Annotated in this window: 17 protein-coding genes; 3 read left to right on the top strand and 14 right to left on the bottom strand. The window is 73.2% G+C overall.

Annotation, left to right across the window (positions count from 1 at the left end; genetic code table 11):
* Positions 1-53 precede the first annotated feature (53 nt).
* The 5 genes from ACH4OA_RS18930 to ACH4OA_RS18910 form a co-directional block, all read right to left on the bottom strand.
* The gene (locus ACH4OA_RS18930; RefSeq protein ID WP_397938520.1) at positions 54-1,766 is read right to left on the bottom strand and encodes a uroporphyrinogen-III synthase; all 1,713 of its coding nucleotides are present in this window, start codon (positions 1,764-1,766) and stop codon (positions 54-56) included.
* Entirely contained in the window at positions 1,763-2,758 is a 996-nt protein-coding gene (hemC, locus tag ACH4OA_RS18925) for a hydroxymethylbilane synthase (protein WP_365873430.1), read from the bottom strand. Before hemC ends, ACH4OA_RS18930 begins: the two co-directional genes overlap by 4 nt.
* Positions 2,755-4,437 carry a glutamyl-tRNA reductase gene (locus ACH4OA_RS18920; protein WP_397969857.1) on the bottom strand — a complete coding sequence of 561 codons (1,683 nt, stop codon included), beginning with the start codon at positions 4,435-4,437 and terminating at the stop codon, positions 2,755-2,757. The genes hemC and ACH4OA_RS18920 overlap by 4 nt, the downstream gene beginning before the upstream one ends.
* Positions 4,434-5,210 carry a redox-sensing transcriptional repressor Rex gene (locus ACH4OA_RS18915; protein ID WP_397969855.1) on the bottom strand — a complete coding sequence of 259 codons (777 nt, stop codon included), beginning with the start codon at positions 5,208-5,210 and terminating at the stop codon, positions 4,434-4,436. Before ACH4OA_RS18915 ends, ACH4OA_RS18920 begins: the two co-directional genes overlap by 4 nt.
* 280 nt (positions 5,211-5,490) lie before the next feature.
* Complete coding sequence (locus ACH4OA_RS18910) at positions 5,491-5,772, bottom strand: glutaredoxin family protein (RefSeq protein WP_397938527.1); 282 nt, start codon at positions 5,770-5,772, stop codon at positions 5,491-5,493.
* 117 nt (positions 5,773-5,889) lie between these two features.
* Between ACH4OA_RS18910 and ACH4OA_RS18905 the strand changes: the two genes are divergently transcribed.
* From ACH4OA_RS18905 to ACH4OA_RS18895, 3 genes are all read left to right on the top strand, one after another.
* Positions 5,890-6,804 (top strand): HAD family hydrolase, encoded by a 915-nt coding sequence (locus ACH4OA_RS18905; RefSeq protein WP_397938529.1) that lies wholly within the window; start codon positions 5,890-5,892, stop codon positions 6,802-6,804.
* 307 nt (positions 6,805-7,111) lie between these two features.
* The gene (locus ACH4OA_RS18900) at positions 7,112-7,900 is read left to right on the top strand and encodes an ECF subfamily RNA polymerase sigma factor, BldN family (RefSeq protein WP_365942099.1); all 789 of its coding nucleotides are present in this window, start codon (positions 7,112-7,114) and stop codon (positions 7,898-7,900) included.
* Positions 7,901-8,127: 227 nt separating this feature from the next.
* Positions 8,128-9,360: a DUF5667 domain-containing protein gene (locus tag ACH4OA_RS18895; protein ID WP_397938532.1), complete on the top strand. Its 1,233-nt coding sequence runs from the start codon at positions 8,128-8,130 to the stop codon at positions 9,358-9,360.
* A gap of 89 nt (positions 9,361-9,449) precedes the next feature.
* Here the strand turns inward: ACH4OA_RS18895 and ACH4OA_RS18890 are convergent, their stop codons facing one another.
* From ACH4OA_RS18890 to ACH4OA_RS18850, 9 genes are all read right to left on the bottom strand, one after another.
* Positions 9,450-10,502, bottom strand: coding sequence for a lysophospholipid acyltransferase family protein (locus ACH4OA_RS18890; RefSeq protein ID WP_397938534.1), 1,053 nt, complete (start codon positions 10,500-10,502; stop codon positions 9,450-9,452).
* Positions 10,503-10,516: 14 nt separating this feature from the next.
* Positions 10,517-11,578, bottom strand: a complete 1,062-nt coding sequence (locus tag ACH4OA_RS18885) for an NAD-dependent epimerase/dehydratase family protein (protein ID WP_397938536.1) — start codon at positions 11,576-11,578, stop codon at positions 10,517-10,519.
* 204 nt (positions 11,579-11,782) lie between these two features.
* Positions 11,783-11,881, bottom strand: coding sequence for a 30S ribosomal protein bS22 (locus tag ACH4OA_RS18880; RefSeq protein ID WP_003948845.1), 99 nt, complete (start codon positions 11,879-11,881; stop codon positions 11,783-11,785).
* Between the two features lie 134 nt (positions 11,882-12,015).
* Positions 12,016-12,228, bottom strand: a complete 213-nt coding sequence (locus tag ACH4OA_RS18875) for a helix-turn-helix domain-containing protein (RefSeq protein WP_397938558.1) — start codon at positions 12,226-12,228, stop codon at positions 12,016-12,018.
* Between the two features lie 128 nt (positions 12,229-12,356).
* Positions 12,357-13,172: a phosphatase gene (locus ACH4OA_RS18870; RefSeq protein ID WP_397969853.1), complete on the bottom strand. Its 816-nt coding sequence runs from the start codon at positions 13,170-13,172 to the stop codon at positions 12,357-12,359.
* Between the two features lie 154 nt (positions 13,173-13,326).
* Entirely contained in the window at positions 13,327-14,499 is a 1,173-nt protein-coding gene (locus tag ACH4OA_RS18865) for an acetoin utilization protein AcuC (RefSeq protein WP_397938540.1), read from the bottom strand.
* The gene (locus tag ACH4OA_RS18860) at positions 14,450-15,682 is read right to left on the bottom strand and encodes an MFS transporter (RefSeq protein WP_397969852.1); all 1,233 of its coding nucleotides are present in this window, start codon (positions 15,680-15,682) and stop codon (positions 14,450-14,452) included. The genes ACH4OA_RS18865 and ACH4OA_RS18860 overlap by 50 nt, the downstream gene beginning before the upstream one ends.
* An 86-nt stretch (positions 15,683-15,768) precedes the next feature.
* Positions 15,769-16,518: a VC0807 family protein gene (locus tag ACH4OA_RS18855; protein WP_397969850.1), complete on the bottom strand. Its 750-nt coding sequence runs from the start codon at positions 16,516-16,518 to the stop codon at positions 15,769-15,771.
* Positions 16,519-16,611: 93 nt separating this feature from the next.
* Positions 16,612-17,256, bottom strand: coding sequence for an HAD family hydrolase (locus tag ACH4OA_RS18850; RefSeq protein WP_397969848.1), 645 nt, complete (start codon positions 17,254-17,256; stop codon positions 16,612-16,614).
* Positions 17,257-17,366: the final 110 nt, after the last annotated feature.

The raw sequence follows: 17,366 nt of genomic DNA, 5'->3' as shown, positions 1-17,366 counted from the left end.
GGCGGGCGGAGGGGCGGCGGACCGGGGTCCGGGGGCGCGGGCCCCCGGTCCCCTCAGGTAGTCGAGCGGCGTCTGCGGGCGCCCGGGCGGCGTTCGCTCGGGCGGGTCACCGGGTCGCCCGCCTCCAGGGCGGCGGCGCGGCGCTTCATGCCGAAGTCGGCGAGGGCCTCCGCCAGCTTGTGCACGGACGGCTCCGGCGCCATGACGTCGACGCGCAGGCCATGCTCCTCGGCCGTCTTGGCCGTGGCCGGGCCGATGCAGGCGATCACCGTGACGTTGTGCGGCTTGCCCGCGATGCCGACCAGGTTGCGGACCGTGGAGGACGAGGTGAACAGCACCGCGTCGAAACCGCCGCCCTTGATCGCCTCGCGGGTCTCCGCCGGCGGCGGCGAGGCGCGCACGGTCCGGTAGGCCGTGACGTCGTCGACCTCCCAGCCCAGCTCGATCAGACCGGCCACCAGGGTCTCGGTGGCGATGTCGGCGCGGGGCAGGAAGACGCGGTCGATCGGGTCGAAGACCGGGTCGTAGGGGGGCCAGTCCTCCAGGAGGCCGGCCGCCGACTGCTCACCGCTCGGCACCAGGTCCGGCTTCACGCCGAAGGCGATCAGCGCCTTGGCGGTCTGCTCGCCCACCGCGGCCACCTTGATGCCCGCGAAGGCACGGGCGTCCAGGCCGTACTCCTCGAACTTCTCGCGCACGGCCCGCACCGCGTTGACCGACGTGAAGGCGATCCACTCGTACCGGCCGGTGACGAGTCCCTTGACCGCCCGCTCCATCTGCTGCGGGGTGCGCGGGGGCTCCACCGCGATCGTCGGGACCTCGTGCGGCACCGCGCCGTAGGAGCGCAGCTGGTCGGAGAGCGACGCCGCCTGCTCCTTCGTCCGCGGCACGAGCACCTTCCAGCCGAACAGCGGCTTGGACTCGAACCACGACAGCTGGTCGCGCCGGGACGCGGCGGAACGCTCGCCGACCACGGCTATCACCGGCCGGCCGCCGTCCGGCGACGGCAGCACCTTCGCCTGCTTCAACGTCTGCGCGATCGTGCCGAGCGTCGCCGTCCAGGTGCGCTGCCGGGTCGTCGTACCGGCGACGGTCACCGTCAGCGGGGTGTCCGGCTTGCGGCCCGCCGAGACCAGCTCGGCCGCCGCGCCGGCCACGGAGTCCAGGGTGGTCGAGACGACCACCGTGCCGTCCGACGCGCCCACCTCCGTCCAGCACCGGCCGGAGGCGGTGCGGGCGTCCACGAACCGGACGTCCGCGCCGTCGGCGTCCCGCAGCGGCACACCGGCGTACGCGGGCACGCCGACCGCCGCCGCGACCCCGGGGACGACCTCGAAGGGCACCCCGGCGGCGGCGCAGGCGAGCATCTCGTCCGCCGCGCCCGTGTCGAGTCCCGGGTCCCCGGGCACCGCACGCACCACCCGCCTGCCGCCGCGCGCGGCCTCCATGACAAGATGAACGGCATCCCGGACAGCGGGCGGGACAGCGACGGGTGTTGACGTGCCGTCAACCACCGTCAGCTGGGGCGTGCCCGTGCCCGGCGGCGAGACCGAGGAGGGATCGGCGTCCGTCTCCACGACGGACACGCCCTGTCGGGCGTGCGTCCGGATGACGTCGAGCACCTCGTGCTCGGCGACCAGGACGTCCGCGTTCGACAGCGCCTCCACGGCGCGCAGAGTCAGCAGTCCCGGATCCCCGGGTCCGGCACCGAGGAAGGTGACGTGTCCGTGTTCCGGACCTGCGGCAGGAAGGGCGGTGGGGCTCATCGTGCTCGCTCCCCCATCAGACCGGCCGCACCCCGGGCGAGCATCTCGGTGGCGAGTTCGCGACCGAGAGCCCACGCCTGGTCGTGCGTCTGGGGCACGGGACCGGTGGTGGACAACTGCACCATGCGGGTGCCGTCGGTCGTGCCGACGACGCCGCGCAGGCGCATTTCCTTGACAAACTGCCCGCCGGCTCGGGGGTCCTCCCGCTCGAACGGAGCCGAGCGTGGGGGAAGGTCGGCCAGCGCGCCCACAGGTGCGCTGCAACCGGCCTCCAGGGCGGCGAGCAGTGACCGCTCGGCGGTGACGGCGACCCGGGTGAACGGGTCGTCGAGCGCGCCGAGCGCGGCGATCAGGTCCGCGTGGTCCGCGGCACACTCGATCGCCAGGGCCCCCTGGCCGGGGGCGGGCAGAACCGTGTCGACCGACAGGAAGTCGGTCACCTCGTCGCCGCGGCCGAGCCGGTTGAGCCCGGCGGCGGCCAGCACGACCGCGTCCAGCTCACCGCCGCGGACGTATCCGATCCGCGTGTCGACGTTGCCGCGGATCGCGACGGTCTCGATGTCCAGGCCGTGGGCGCGGGCGTACGCGTTGAGCTGCGCCATGCGGCGCGGCGAGCCGGTGCCGACGCGGGCGCCGCGCGGCAGGTCGGTGAACTTCAGCGCGTCCCGCGCGACGATCACGTCCCGCGGGTCCTCGCGCACCGGTATCGCGGCCAGGACCAGTTCCGCGGGCTGCGCGGTCGGCAGGTCCTTGAGCGAATGAACCGCGAAGTCCACCTCGCCCTCCAGCAGCGCGTCGCGCAGCGCCGTGACGAACACGCCGGTGCCGCCGATCCGCGCCAGGTGCTCGCGGGAGGTGTCGCCGTACGTGGTGATCTCGACCAGTTCGACGGGCCGCCCGGTCACCTGCCGGACGGTCTCGGCGACCTGTCCGGACTGGGCCATGGCCAGCTTGCTCCGCCTGGTCCCCAGCCGCAGTGCCTTGTTGCTCATACCGGCCCTCGGTTCTCGTCGCGCGTGCTGCCTCCGGCCCGGGAGACGGCGGCGGCCGCCTCGGAGTCGAGGTCGAACAGGGTGCGCAGCGCGTCGGCGTACCCGGCGCCGCCGGGCTCGGCCGCGAGCTGCTTGACCCGCACGGTCGGCGCGTGCAGCAGCTTGTCGACGACCCGGTGCACGGTCTGCCGGATCTCGCCGCGCTGGCGGTCGTCCAGGCCGGGCAGGCGGCCGTCGAGGCGGGCCATCTCGCCGGCGACGACGTCGGCGGCCATGGCGCGCAGCGCGACCACGGTCGGCGTGATGTGCGCCGCCCGCTGCGCCGCGCCGAAGGCCGCGACCTCGTCGGAGACGATGCGCCGGACCTGGTCGACGTCGGCCGCCATCGGCGCGTCGGCGGAGGCGTCCGCCAGCGACTCGATGTCGACCAGACGGACCCCGGCCAGCCGGTGCACGGCCGCGTCGATGTCGCGGGGCATGGCCAGGTCCAGCAGGAAGAAGAAGGGGGCGGGCCGCTCGGCGACCGGCTCGGGCCGGCGCCGCTCGGGGATCCGGCCGACGGTGGCGGCGGTCGCGGCGAGCGCGGCGATCAGCTCGGCGTCCGCCTCCGGGGTGCGGCGCTCGCGCCGGTCCAGGGTGCCGCCCGCCGCCCAGGCCGCGTGCTGCTCCAGGGCGGCCGCGTCCAGGCCGGCCACGGCGGCCTCGCCCATGAGGGAGAAGCCGGGCTGTACGGCGGCCAGGTCCAGCGGGCAGTTGTCGTCGGCGCCGTGCCCGGTGTGCCGCGCGGGCGCGGCGGGCTTCACGGCCGGGGCGCCGCTGTCGGCGGCGGGCTGCCCGGTGCGGCCCTCGACCGCCTGCGCGACGGTCTCCGCCGTCAGCACCAGACCGGTCGCCCCGGTACAGGAGACGACGACGTCGGCACGTGTCAGTTCGCCGCCCACGGCGTCCATCGGCACCGCGCGGGCGCTCACCGCGTTCTCCTCGGCCTCGCCGAGGATCCGGGCGAGCCGCTCGGCGCGTTCGAAGGTGCGGTTGGCGACGACGACCTCGGCGACACCGGAGCGCGCGAGCGTGGCCGCGGCCAGCGACGACATCGATCCGGCGCCGATGACCAGCGCCTTCTTGCCCCGGGCCCAGTCGGTGACGGGCGTGCCGACGGCCAGCTGCTCCAGGCCGAAGGTGACCAGGGACTGGCCGGCCCGGTCGATGCCGGTCTCGGTGTGGGCGCGCTTGCCGACCCGCAGGGCCTGCTGGAACAGGTCGTTCAGCAGCTTGCCGGCGGTGTGCTGCTCCTGGGCGCGGGCCAGGGAGTCCTTGATCTGGCCGAGGATCTGGCCCTCGCCGACGACCATCGAGTCCAGGCCGCAGGCCACCGAGAACAGGTGGTGGACGGCCCGGTCCTCGTAGTGCACGTACAGGTACGGCGTCAGCTCGTCCAGGCCGACCCCGCTGTGCCGGGCGAGCAGCGTGGACAGCTCGGCGACACCGGCGTGGAACTTGTCCACGTCGGCGTACAGCTCGATGCGGTTGCAGGTGGCGAGCACCGCGGCCTCGGCGGCGGGCTCGGCGGCGAGCGTGTCCTGGACCAGCTTGAGCTGGGCGTCCGCGCTCAGCGCCGCCCGCTCCAGCACGCTGACCGGGGCGCTGCGGTGGCTCAGTCCGACGACGAGGAGGCTCATGCCGGCATCACGGCGGGCACGTCCCCGTCGGGTCCCTGGTCGGCGTCGGCGTCGGCGGCCGCGCCCCGGGCAGCGGTGGCGGGCAGCGCGCCGTCGCCCGCGGCGATCTCCTCGCCGGCCTTGCGCTGCTCGTGGAAGGCGAGGATCTGCAGCTCGATGGAGAGGTCGACCTTGCGCACGTCGACGCCGTCCGGGACGGACAGCACGGTCGGCGCGAAGTTCAGGATGGAGGTCACCCCGGCGGCCACGAGCCGGTCGCAGACCTGCTGGGCGGCGCCGGCCGGGGTGGCGATCACCCCGATGGACACACCGTTGTCCTTGATGATCTTCTCGAGCTCGTCGGTGTGCTGCACGGGGATGCCCGCGACCGGCTTGCCGGCCATGGCCGGGTCGGCGTCGATGAGCGCGGCGACCCGGAAGCCGCGGGAGGCGAAACCGCCGTAGTTGGCCAGGGCGGCGCCGAGGTTGCCGATACCGACGATCACTACCGGCCAGTCCTGGGTCAGGCCGAGTTCGCGGGAGATCTGGTAGACGAGATACTCCACGTCGTAGCCGACACCGCGCGTTCCGTAGGAACCCAGGTACGAGAAGTCCTTGCGCAGCTTGGCGGAGTTGACTCCCGCCGCCGCGGCCAGCTCCTCGGAGGAGACCGTGGGTACCGAGCGTTCCGACAGAGCGGTGAGGGCTCGGAGGTACAGCGGAAGGCGGGCGACGGTGGCCTCGGGAATCCCTCGGCTACGGGTCGCCGGTCGGTGTGTTCGGCCAGTTGCCACGGTGCTCCTGCGGGTAGAGCGGGGCTGTAGGCGGTCATACGTCCCCAGACCGCCCCGTCGACAGCAGGCTATGTCTTTGTGAACGCGTGCACAAAGATGGTGTCCGATTTGCCCGGCAGAAGTGACCGGGGTCACGCACTTTTCCCGCCCGTGGCGGGAACCGGCGCACACGCAGCGGCGTTCCTTCGTTACTGGGGGCAAAACCGCACACTCTCCTCACGAATCCCGCCCCCGAGACCAAACCGCCGTCGATCCTAAGCGACTTTCCGGCCAGTTTGGACTACTCGGTCAGTGCCCGGCGCAGCCGCTCCTCGTTCACGCGCCAGAAGGTGTGCTGTTCACCGTCGATCAGAACGACAGGGATCTGCTCCCAGTAGCGGTCGTGCAGCTCCGGGTCCTCGGTGATGTCCCTCGGCTCCCACGGCACGCCGAGATCGCCGCACACCTTCTCCACCACCGCCTGCGCGTCGTCGCACAGGTGACAGCCGGGCTTGCGGACCAGGGTGACCAGCCGGGCGCGCGGGCCGGCCTTGCGTCGGAAGATCGGACTCATACCGGTCATTCTCGCGCGCCCCGCCGCCGCGCCCGGCCGCCTCCCGCACCGGCCGGTCGCCCGCAGTTCACACCCCGCCCGCCGCTCGGCTCCGGAACCTCCGAACAGACTGGCTATGCTCGCGTCATGGCCGCTCTTCGATGGCTCTCTCCCCGTAGGCGCTCCGCCACGGCGCGGAGCGTGTTGGCAGGCGAGGCTTCGGCGGAGGCCGCCCGCAAGTCCTCGCAGGAGACCGCCCCGCCCGCGGAACCGCAGTTCCCGGTGATCGGCGACGTCCGCGCCGCCGCCTTCTTCGACCTGGACAACACGGTGATGCAGGGCGCCGCGCTCTTCCACTTCGGCCGGGGCCTGTACAAGCGCAAGTTCTTCGAGACCCGCGACCTGGCCCGGTTCGCCTGGCAGCAGGCGTGGTTCCGGCTGGCCGGCGTCGAGGACCCCGAGCACATGCAGGACGCCCGCGACTCGGCGCTGTCGATCGTCAAGGGCCACCGGGTCGCCGAACTGGAGACGATCGGCGAGGAGATCTACGACGAGTACATGGCCGGCCGCATCTGGCCCGGCACCCGCGCCCTGGCCCAGGCCCACCTGGACGCGGGCCAGAAGGTGTGGCTGGTCACCGCGGCCCCGGTGGAGATCGCCCAGGTGATCGCGCGCCGGCTGGGCCTGACCGGCGCGCTCGGCACGGTGGCCGAGTCGGTCGACGGCGTCTACACCGGCCGACTGGTCGGCGAGCCCCTGCACGGCCCCGCCAAGGCCGAGGCGGTGCGCGCCCTGGCCGCGGCCGAGGGGCTGGACCTCTCGCGCTGCGCGGCCTACAGCGACAGCCACAACGACATCCCGATGCTCTCCCTGGTCGGCCACCCCTACGCCATCAACCCGGACGCCAAGCTGCGCCGGCACGCCCGCGAACAGGACTGGCGCCTGCGGGACTACCGCACGGGCCGCAAGGCGGCGAAGGTCGGCATCCCGGCGGCGGCCGGCGTCGGCGCGGTGGCCGGCGGCACCGCGGCCGCGATCGCGCTGAGCCGCCGGCGCCGGTAGCCGTCAACCGCGCGAGCCGCGCCCCTGCGACGGCACCCGCGGAAGGCGCGTGTACATCACCTTGTTCAAGTTGCCCTGCAGTTCACCCAAACACGCGATTTTCCGGTCACCAATCGATCAGGTTGCGGCACTCAACCAGGCATCAAACGGCCACGGAAACGACGCAATCGACGATTTGAGCAACTCGGTGTAGCAGGGCCTGTACGAAGCGTTATTCTCCTCAGACGCAATCCGGTACCCCTCCGTCGCTACGACGGGTGAAAGGTCCGGCACTGCATGTGATGAAAGCTCTGCCTCTGGGAGTCCCGTGTACCCACACGTCGGGGTTGACGCCTCGGGCCTGGCTACGCTGCGCGCGACGGTCGCGGCGGTCAAAGAGACGCTGCGCGGTTTCGTCCCCGCCGCGCCCGCCGCCCCCGCCTTCGCCTCCTTCGCCGCCGCCGCGCCCGCGGGCCCGTGCTACGCACTGGCCGACGGCGGCGCCGCCGTCGGCAGACGAGGGCGCGCCGGCGGCCCTGCCACCGCCCGCCGCCCGGCCGCCGACAGCGACAGCGCCCGGATGATGGACCTCGTCGAGCGCGCCCAGGCCGGCGAGGCCGAGGCCTTCGGGCGGCTCTACGACCAGTACAGCGACACCGTCTACCGGTACATCTACTACCGCGTCGGCGGCCGGGCCACCGCCGAGGACCTCACCAGCGAGACCTTTCTGCGGGCGCTGCGCCGGATCGGCACCTTCACCTGGCAGGGCCGCGACTTCGGGGCCTGGCTGGTCACCATCGCCCGGAACCTGGTCGCCGACCACTTCAAGTCCAGCCGCTTCCGGCTGGAGGTCACCACCGGCGAGATGCTCGACGCCAACGAGGTGGAGCGCTCCCCGGAGGACTCCGTCCTGGAGTCGCTGTCGAACGCCGCCCTGCTCGACGCCGTACGGCGGCTCAACCCGCAGCAGCAGGAGTGCGTGACGCTGCGCTTCCTCCAGGGCCTCTCCGTCGCCGAGACCGCCCGCGTCATGGGCAAGAACGAGGGCGCCATCAAGACCCTCCAGTACCGCGCCGTACGCACCCTCGCCCGGCTGCTGCCGGACGATGCCCGCTGAGCACGGGGCGTGAAGTCAACTCACGCTATGTGACGGTCCGTTGACTTTCCGAACCGGCCGTCCGCCGTCCGTAACCCAAGTGCCGCGCCAGTCGTTGTGCGGGATACAGGCTCCCTGTGGTCGCGTCCCGGCCGATCCCTGATCACCCGATCTGTGGCACCGGTCGCGGACGTGCCCCTCAGGACCCCCTGGGGAGTCGACCGTCATGACGAGAGGAGGTGCCGCCAGTGATCGCGAACGTATCGGCGCACCGGCGGGCGAACGCCTTCGCCCAGGCCCTGGAGGAGCAGTCCGACCGGGACACGGCGGCCGAGCAGTCCGACAGTCCGGCGGGCTCACCGCCGACCACCGAGGAACAGACCGAACGGGGCCGGCTGCTGGCCCTGACGGCGGGTCTCGGCGGACTGCCCCGGCCACAGCTCGACCCCGAGGTCAAGGTCGTCCAGCGGGCCCAGCTGGTGGCCGCGATGGAGGCCATGCTCCAGGAGGGCACGGGGGCGGACGCGTCGGTGCCCGGGCAGCGCTCCCACCGGGCCAAGGGCGTGCACCGGGCGAGCCCGCTGGGCAAGCTCCGCCCGCGCACCAGGCTGACCAAAGGGCTCGCCGCCGGCGGGCTCACCGTGGGCGTGGCCGCCGGAGCCTTCGGCGGGGTCGCCGCCGCCAGCTCCGACGCCCTGCCCGGCGACTCGCTGTACGGCCTGAAACGCGGCATCGAGGACTTCCGGCTCAACTACCTGACCGACGGCGACGACCAGCGCGGCCAGACCTACCTCGACCAGGCGTCCACCCGGCTGAGCGAGGCCCGGCGGCTGCTGGAGCGCGGCCGGGGCGGCCATCTGGACCACGAGTCCATCGGCGAGATCCGCCGCACCCTGTCCGGGATGCGGCACGACGTCACCGAGGGCCACCGGCTGCTTCACGCGGCCTACGAGGCCGATCCGGACTCCCTCGGCCCGATCCAGGCGCTGTCCGCGTTCTCCCGGTCCCACCGCGAGGCGTGGAGCGCGCTCAGCGACAAGCTGCCCGTGCAGCTGGGCGATGTGAAACAGCAGGTGTCCTCGGTCTTCGACGCCATAGACGAAGAGGTCGCCCCGCTCCAGTCCCTGCTTCCCCAGCCGCCGGCCCCGCCCGGCCACGGCAGGCACCGCGGCGGCTCCGGACCGGCGGCCACCGGCTCCTCCGACGGGCACCGGCCGACCTCGCCCGGCGCCACCGGCCAGGACCCGTCCGCCGGCCAGCACCCCGGCACCGGCACCCCGAGCGGCCCGGCCACCGGCAGCAGCGGCGACGGCCTCCTCGGCGGCACGGGCGACCTGCTCGACCCGCCGAAGACCGGCCCCGACGGCGACGGCTCCCCGCCGGCCGGCAAGTCCCCGGCACCGCAGCCCGACGTCACCATCCCGCCGCTCCTGCCGGACCTGCTGCCCGGCCTCGGCATCGACGGCGAGGCCGCGGACTGACCCGGTACGGCCACGGCACCGGGGCGCCCCGCTTCGAGCAGGGGTGCCCCGGTGCCGTACCCGCCGGCCGTCCGTCCGTCCGGGAGACCTCAGAAGAACACCGACCGGCGCTGCACCAGCAGCTTGTACAGCGTGTGCTGGATCTGCTCCCGCACCTGGTCGGTCAGGTTGAACATCAGCATCGGATCCTCCGCCGCGTCCACCGGATAGCCGTCCGTGGCGATCGGCTCGCCGAACTGGATCGTCCACTTCGTCGGCAGCGGAACGGCACCGAGCGGCCCCAGCCACGGGAACGTCGGCGTCAGCGGGAAGTACGGGAAGCCGAGGACCCGGGCCAGCGTCTTGGCGTTGCCGAGCATCGGGTAGATCTCCTCCGCCCCGACGATCGAGCACGGGATGATCGGCGCGCGCTGCCGCAGGGCCGTGGAGACGAAGCCGCCCCGGCCGAACCGCTGCAGCTTGTAGCGCTCGCCGAACGGTTTCCCGATGCCCTTGAAGCCCTCCGGCATCACCCCGACCAGCTCGCCCTGGCCCAGCAGCCGTTCCGCGTCCTCGGCGCAGGCCAGGGTGTGCCCCAGCTTGCGGGCCAGTTCGTTGACCACCGGCAGCACGAAGACCAGGTCGGCCGCCAGCAGCCGCAGGTGCCGGCCGGCCGGATGGTGGTCGTGCACCGCCACCTGCATCATCAGGCCGTCCAGCGGCAGCGTCCCGGAGTGGTTGGCGACGATCAGCGCCCCGCCCTCGGCCGGGATGTTCTCCAGGCCCCGCACCTCCACCCGGAAGTACTTCTCGTACAACGGCCGCAGCAGCGACATCAGGACCTGGTCGGTCAGCTCCTCGTCGTAGCCGAAGTCGTCGACCTCGTACTCCCCGGTGAGCCGGCGCCGCAGGAAGGCCAGCCCGGCCGCCACGCGCCGCTCCAGGCCGCCGTCCCCGGCGCCGTCCGCGCCGGACTCCGACGGCCGGGCCGGTTCCGGCGGTTCCTCCTCGTGGCCCGGCAGGGGCTGGACCGCGCCGATCCCGCCCGGCTGCTCCCCGGGCACGCCCCGCCGGCCGCTGCCGCCGCGCCGCCGCGCCTGCCGCTGCGCCGCGCTCCCGCGGGACCGGTCGTCGTCGAACGGAATGACCTTGGCGTCCGCCATCGTTGCCGCTCTCCTCAGTTGGCGCCGTGCTTCTGGAGCCGGCCGCCCGCCTTCGCGGCCAGCGCGGCGAGCCGGTCGACGGTTCCCGCCAGGGTCTGCGGGGGCACCAGTCCCGGGCCCTGGCCGCGCGCGAAGTCCGCGAAGGTCTCGGCCGTCGTGTAGCGGGGCGTGAAGCCCAGCGTCTCGCGCATCTGGGTGGTCTCCACCACCCGCCCGTGGGTGAGCAGCCGGATCTGCTCCGGTGAGAAGTCCGTCATGCCCAGCGTACGGACCAGGGAGCCGGCCCAGGTCACCGCGGGCAGCAGCAGCGGCACGGTGGGCCGGCCCAGCCGCCGGGAGCACTGCGAGAGCAGCAGCACGCCGTCCCCGGCGATGTTGAAGGTGCCGCTGTTGAGGGTGGACCGGCGCGGCTCGTGCGAGGCGATCCGCAGCACCTCGATCACATCGTCCTCGTGCACGAACTGAAGCCGCGGGTCGTAGCCGAACACGGTCGGCAGGACGGGCAGCGCGAAGTACGAGGCGAGCGGGGTGTCGGCGGCCGGGCCGAGGATGTTGGCGAACCGCAGCACGCACACGGCCACGTCCGGCCGGCGCCGCGCGAACCCGCGCACATAGCCCTCGACCTCGACGGCGTCCTTCGCGAAGCCCCCGCTGGGCAGCGACTTGGGCGGCGTCGTCTCGGTGGACACGGCCGGATCGCGGGGCGCGGAACCGTAGACGTTCGTACTGGACTTCACCACCAGCCGCCGCACCGCCGGCGACTTCTGGCAGGCGCCGAGCAGCTGCATGGTGCCGATGACGTTGGTCTCCTTGACCGTGGTCCGGCTGCCGCCGCCCAGGGCCGTGCCCGTGACGTCCAGGTGGACGACCGTGTCGGCGCCGGTCTCGGCGAGCACCCGGGCGATGGCCGGCTGGCGGATGTCGGTCTGGACGAAGTCGGCGCCGCCCAGGTGGTGGGCCGGCGGCACCGCGTCCACCGCGATCACCCGGTCGACCTCCGGGTCCCGCTGGATCCGCCGCACGAACCGGCCGCCCAGCTGCCGGGCCACTCCGGTGACGAGCACGATCCTGCCCAAGATCCGCGCCCTCCCTTCCGCGTGAGCGGTGTCCCGCGTTCCCGTGTGCGGCCAACCTAGCCGTTCGGCGTCGCGGTGTGCGGACCCCGGGTGTCCCGGCCGCGCGATTTCCCCCATCGGAAACACGCCCGCGCCCCGCCGGACATGCCTGTGGCCCTCCACCAGCACGGGTGAAGGGCCACACGCCTCGCCTCGCGGCGCCGCCTACTTCTTGTTGCGACGCTGAACGCGCGTGCGCTTGAGCAGCTTGCGGTGCTTCTTCTTGGCCATCCGCTTGCGCCGCTTCTTGATAACAGAGCCCACGACTACCCTCGCTCACTTCTCATCACTCGGTTGTTTGGGCGCCATGGGCCCACACGACCTACGAGGGGCTAGCCTACCCAACCGAGCGCCGAGGTCGTAATCGAGGTGCCGTCCCCGGCTGTCCGGGGTCGCCGTCAGGCCGTCTCCACCCCCACATAGCTGTCGCGGAGGTACTCGTGTACCGCTTGCTCCGGGACGCGGAACGACCGTCCCACCCGGATCGCGGGCAGATGACCGCTGTGCACCAGGCGGTACACGGTCATCTTCGACACTCGCATCACCGAGGCGACTTCCGCCACGGTAAGGAACTGAACCTCGTTCAGAGGCCTCTCGCCAGCTACAGCCATGACACACCTGAACCTTCCGCACTCGACGGCCACCGGCTTCCCCTCCGGTGACTCTTCGTCGCTGCGTGCTCACTCCCCAGACTAGGGGCGGGTGATACGAGTGGGGAAGAGGTGCACCCATCGGCGGATTACCGTGACAGACACGCTCGATTGAGTACGTAGCGGGTCAGCGGACGGTAGTGAGCAGACCGCATCGCATCGTCAACCGGAACGACGACGGACACCCGCCCCTCGGCCTCGCCGACGAACGGCGCCGGATCGTCGGTGTCGGCCAGACCAATGGCCTCGAACCCTAGCTGACCTGCGCCGCAGACCCATCCGTGATCTCCGACGACCAGCTCCGGCAGCGGCCCGCCGGCCTCCGCCGCGGCCTCCAGCGCCACCCGAACCGGGAGGGGTGAGTGGGTGTGGGCGCCCGGCTCACCACCGGGGCGCCCGCCCGCCGGTTCCCGCACCAGGGCAACCCCTCGTACGTAGTCGAGACGATGGGCGCGTAGGCCGAACCGGGTCAATATGTCGACACGGCGGCCCTGCGCCGGGGTGAGGACCTCACATCCCGCCGCCGACAAGGCGTCCGCGAGAGCGGCGTAGAAACCGAGCAGCCGCCGCGGGTGCCCGGTGCCCAGCAGCACGGGAGCGCCGCGCCGGGCCGCCTCCCCGAGCCGTCCGGCGAACGCGTCCAGCGCGGCGAGCGTCCGCTCCGGGTCGATCACGTCCGGCCCGCTCGTGCACCGCGGGTCGGCCGACACTCCGCACCGCCGCGCCATGAGCGCGAGCACGTCCCCGAAGGCCCAGGCGCCTTCCGGGTCGAGACCGATCAGCGCCCGCGGGTCCCGGGCCGCGAACAGCCGGTAACTGCGCAGACTCGTCTCCCGCGAGGTCCCCACGACCCCGGCCAGCCCGGCGGCGAGCAGATGGGCGCGGAGCGGGGCGGCGGTCGGCACGGATGCGATGGTGGCCCATCCCGGCCGCGGCCGGGGCGGAAACGCGGGAACTGCGCACGGTCGGCCCAACCGAACACCCGCCGCCGCGCCAGGGCCTGTCCGGCCCTTCCCGGCCGCCGCGTCCCGGGCGACGACGCCAGGAGTCCGGCAGGTCCTAGGCCAGCAGGCCGCGCAGCGGGAACACCGCCCGACGGGTGGCCAGTACGGCCTGGTCCAGGCGGTCGGCGGGGTCGTAGCCCTCGTCCCACGACGCCCAGCCCACCGGCCACCGCCCGTCCGTCATCCGCTGCGGCCCCAACTGCCGGGTGCGCGCGAACACGTCCCGCCGCCAGCCCTCCGGGATCACCGTCTCCGGTGCCACCGGCCGGCCCGCCGCGATCCCCACCAGATGCGTCCACGACCGCGGTACGACGTCGACCACCGCGTATCCGCCGCCGCCCAGCGCCACCCACCTGCCGTCCGCGTACGTGTGCGCCAGGTCGTGGCACGCGAGCTGCACCGCCCGCTGGGCGTCCAGCGAGACCGCCAGATGCGCGAGCGGGTCCTCGAAGTGCGTGTCGGCCCCGTGCTGGGAGACCAGGACCTGCGGCCGGAACTCCGCGAGCAGTTCCGGCACCACGGCGTGGAACGCCCGCAGCCACCCGGCGTCCCCGGTCCCGGCCGGCAGCGCCACGTTCACCGCCGCGCCCTCCCCCGCGCCCGCGCCCGTCTCCTGCGGCCACCCGGTCTGCGGGAACAGCGTGCGGGGATGCTCGTGCAGCGAGATGGTCAGCACCCGCGGGTCCTCCCAGAACGCGGCCTGCACACCGTCCCCGTGGTGCACGTCGACGTCCACGTAGGCGACCCGCTCGACCCCCAGCTCCAGCAGCCGCGCCACCGCCAGCGCCGCGTCGTTGTAGACGCAGAACCCCGAGGCCCCGCCCGGCATCGCGTGGTGCAGGCCGCCCGCGAAGTTCACCGCGTGCCCGGCGTCGCCCCGCCACACCGCCTCCGCCGCGCCCACCGACTGGCCCGCGATCAGCGCGGACACCTCGTGCATCCCGGCGAACGCCGGGTCGTCGGCCGTGCCGAGCCCGTACGACCCGTCGGCCGCCGCCGGGTCGGCCGACACCGCCTTCACGGCCTCGATGTAGTCCTCGCGGTGGACCAGCCGCAGCGTCGACTCGCCGGCCGGTTTGGCCGCGACGACCTCCACCTCCCGGTCGAGTCCGAGGGCGCCGACCAGCCGGCGGGTCAGGTCCAGCCGGACCGGGTCCATCGGATGACCGGGACCGAAGTCATAGCCCGTTACTGCCTCGTCCCACATCAGCTGTGCGCGGCCGCTCATGCCCGCCACCGTATCGGTCCGGTTGAGCGGCGAACGACCTGGCGTACCCGAGTGTCACCAGGACCAGCACCATCGGCACCAGCATCGCTCCCCGGTAGCTCCAGGCGTCACCGAGCGCGCCCACCAGCGGCGAACCGATCAGGAAACCCACGTAGTTGAAGATGTTCAGCCGCGCGATCGCCGCGTCCGAGGCGCCGGGACCGTGCTGCTCGAAGGCGTGCCGGCCGGCCGCCGCGAAGGTCTGCGGCACCAGCACGCACAGCCCGAGCCCCAGCAGGGTGAACCCGAGCATCCCGACCCACGCGCCGGGCGCCAGCGCCACCACCGCGAACCCGCCGGCCGCGACCAGCGCCCCCAGCCGCACCACCGCCGCCGCCCCGAACCGCCGGACCCCGAGGTCCCCGACCGTCCGCCCGGCCAGCGTGGTCACCATGTACACGTTGTACGGCACGGTCGCGAGCTGCTCCGAGCCGCCCAGCACGTCCTTCAGGTACTTCGCGCTCCAGTTGGAGACCGTCGAGTCCCCGATGTACGCGAAGGTCATCACCAGGCACAGCGGCAGCAGCAGCCCGAGGCCCGCGTTCCCGCCCCGCCCGGACCGCCCCGCCGCCGGCGGCGCCGCCTCCCCGTCGGCGTACCACCGGCTCCCCGCCAGCGCCGCCGGCAGCAGGACGGCCACCGCCGGCAGGTACGACACCCACAGCGCGAGCTGCCAGTGCGCCCCGGCCCAGGCCAGCGAGGCCCCGACGATCCCGCCCAGGCTGTAGGCGGCGTGGAAGCCGAGCATGATGCTGCGCCCGTACGCCCGCTGGAGGCTGACGCCGAGCATGTTCATCGACGCGTCCAGCATCCCGACCGCCAGCCCGAAGACGCCCAGCGTCACCGCCAGGGCGGCCACCCCGGGCCCACCCGCCCCGGCACCGAGCAGCGCCAGCAGCACCACCGGCTGGGACCAGCGCAGCAGCCGGCTGGGCCGTACCCGCCGCACCAGCCTCTCGGTGACCACGCTGCCCGCCCCGGCGAGCACCGGGACGGCGGCCAGGAAGACCGGGAGCAGCGCGTCGGAGATGCCGTACCGGTCCTGGACGGCCGGGATGCGCGTCACCAGCAGGGCGAAGGCGACGCCCTGGGCGAAGAAGGAGAACGCCAGCGAGGCCCTGCCGCGCCGCAGCTCATCAGTCATGGCGGCGAGAGTAGGGCCCCGGGCTACCTGTGGGTAGATCCAGCCAAAGGTGAATTCTGTTCAGTTCCGGTGCGGCCGGACGGTGTTCAGGCGGCGACGGCCAGCGCGGGCCGCTCCCCGCGGGCGGCCCGCGCCTCCGCTTCGGCCTCGGCCTCGGCCTCGGCCTCGGCCTCGGCCTTGAGCATCCGCTCCATCGGCTCGACGGCGAGACCGCCGCCGACCACGAACCCGGTCACCATCGCACCGACCAGCATGACCGAGCCCAGCCACACCATGGTGTCCACGGGCAGGGTGTACGCGCCGACGACCCGGGCGGCGCACTCGGCCAGCAGGACCAGCCCCCACACCACGGAGAACAGCCGCTCCTTGGCCCGGAACGCCGCCGACCCGGCCGCCGACCCGGTCACCAGCCGCTGCCAGGCAGCCTCCTTGTCCGCGTCGCCCTTGACCAGGAAGGGCTTCATGCCCGCGGTCATCATGGGCCGGCCCAGACGGACGGAGACCAGGATGCCGAGGGCCACCGTGCTGCTGACCGCGCCGTCCTTGGCGAGCATCAGCCGCGGGTCGCCCGAGACGAAGCTCAGCGTCAGCGAGACGACGTTCACGACGAGGATCAGCGCCGCCAGCGCGTTGGTCCTGCGCTCGCGGACCAGGCCCCACAGCGTCCGTGCCGCGGGCACCACGCTGCTCCAGCCGAGGGCGGCGACGGTGCCCATCCCGAAGGCGCTCTTGAAGAGGTAGTACGACCCGAGCGGCAGCGCCACGTCGATCAGCAGCGGCTTGAAGTTGTCCAGCGGGCCCGGCGTCCGGCCCTGGTTCCCCGTGTGCGTCGTCATGCCCCCTAGCTTCGCCGCCGGCCGGGTCCGGCCACCAGAAACGATCGTCCGGACGTCGGCATGACATATGTCAGGCGGGACGGCCGACCGGGGTCAGGCCAGCAGGCCGGGCAACTCGCCCAGGTCCGAGAAGAGATGGCCGGCGGCGGCGAGCCGGTCCGGCGGGGTCATGGCGGTGAAGCCGTACACGTCCATCCCGGCCGCCACGGCCGCCTGTACGCCCAGCGGGGAGTCCTCCACGACCAAGCACCGCTCGGGGGCCACGCCCATCCGCCCGGCCGCGTACAGGAACAGATCCGGGGCCGGCTTGCCCCGGCCGACGTCCTCCGCGCTGAAGATGCGCTCGTCGGTGAACCACCGGTCGAGCCCGGTCGTCCGGTGCCCCACCCGGATCCGCTCGTGGCTCCCGGACGAGGCCACGCAGTACGGCACTCCGTCCGCGGCCAGCTTCTCCAGTACGCCGGAGGCACCGGGCACGGGCCGCAGCTCCCGCTCGAACGCGGCGAACACCCGGGTGTGGAAGACCTCGTCGAAGTCCGCCGGCAGCCGCCGGCCCGTCCGCTCCAGCACCAGGTCGTGGACCCGGTGCATCGCCGACCCCATGTAGTCGCGGAGGGAGTCCTCGTACGACGTCGGGTGTCCCAGCTCGGTCAGATACGCGGCCAGGAGCCGGTTCGATATCGGCTCGCTGTCCACGAGGACGCCGTCGTTGTCGAAGATGACCAGGTCATAACGCATGGGCACACCCTAAACACAGAAAACCCCCGCACCGGAGTGCGGGGGTTTCCTCAAGAATTGTTCGGCGGTGTCCTACTCTCCCACAGGGTCCCCCCTGCAGTACCATCGGC

The organism is Streptomyces sp. NPDC017095 (assembly GCF_044332325.1).
Taxonomy (GTDB): Bacteria; Actinomycetota; Actinomycetes; order Streptomycetales; family Streptomycetaceae; genus Streptomyces.
The sequence above is the reverse complement of the archived record's forward strand: the minus strand, read 5'-3'. Positions and strand labels throughout refer to the sequence as shown.

What these genes read in the sequence shown, in the direction of transcription:
- ACH4OA_RS18855 (WP_397969850.1), bottom strand. Translation starts at nt 16,518, where the DNA reads ATGACGACGCACACGGGGAACCAGGGCCGGACGCCGGGCCCGCTGGAC.
- ACH4OA_RS18860 (WP_397969852.1), bottom strand. Translation starts at nt 15,682, where the DNA reads ATGACTGATGAGCTGCGGCGCGGCAGGGCCTCGCTGGCGTTCTCCTTC.
- ACH4OA_RS18920 (WP_397969857.1), bottom strand. Translation starts at nt 4,437, where the DNA reads ATGAGCCTCCTCGTCGTCGGACTGAGCCACCGCAGCGCCCCGGTCAGC.
- ACH4OA_RS18875 (WP_397938558.1), bottom strand. Translation starts at nt 12,228, where the DNA reads ATGGCTGTAGCTGGCGAGAGGCCTCTGAACGAGGTTCAGTTCCTTACC.
- ACH4OA_RS18850 (WP_397969848.1), bottom strand. Translation starts at nt 17,256, where the DNA reads ATGCGTTATGACCTGGTCATCTTCGACAACGACGGCGTCCTCGTGGAC.
- ACH4OA_RS18910 (WP_397938527.1), bottom strand. Translation starts at nt 5,772, where the DNA reads ATGACCGGTATGAGTCCGATCTTCCGACGCAAGGCCGGCCCGCGCGCC.
- hemC (WP_365873430.1), bottom strand. Translation starts at nt 2,758, where the DNA reads ATGAGCAACAAGGCACTGCGGCTGGGGACCAGGCGGAGCAAGCTGGCC.
- ACH4OA_RS18930 (WP_397938520.1), bottom strand. Translation starts at nt 1,766, where the DNA reads ATGAGCCCCACCGCCCTTCCTGCCGCAGGTCCGGAACACGGACACGTC.
- ACH4OA_RS18905 (WP_397938529.1), top strand. Translation starts at nt 5,890, where the DNA reads ATGGCCGCTCTTCGATGGCTCTCTCCCCGTAGGCGCTCCGCCACGGCG.
- ACH4OA_RS18865 (WP_397938540.1), bottom strand. Translation starts at nt 14,499, where the DNA reads ATGAGCGGCCGCGCACAGCTGATGTGGGACGAGGCAGTAACGGGCTAT.
- ACH4OA_RS18890 (WP_397938534.1), bottom strand. Translation starts at nt 10,502, where the DNA reads ATGGCGGACGCCAAGGTCATTCCGTTCGACGACGACCGGTCCCGCGGG.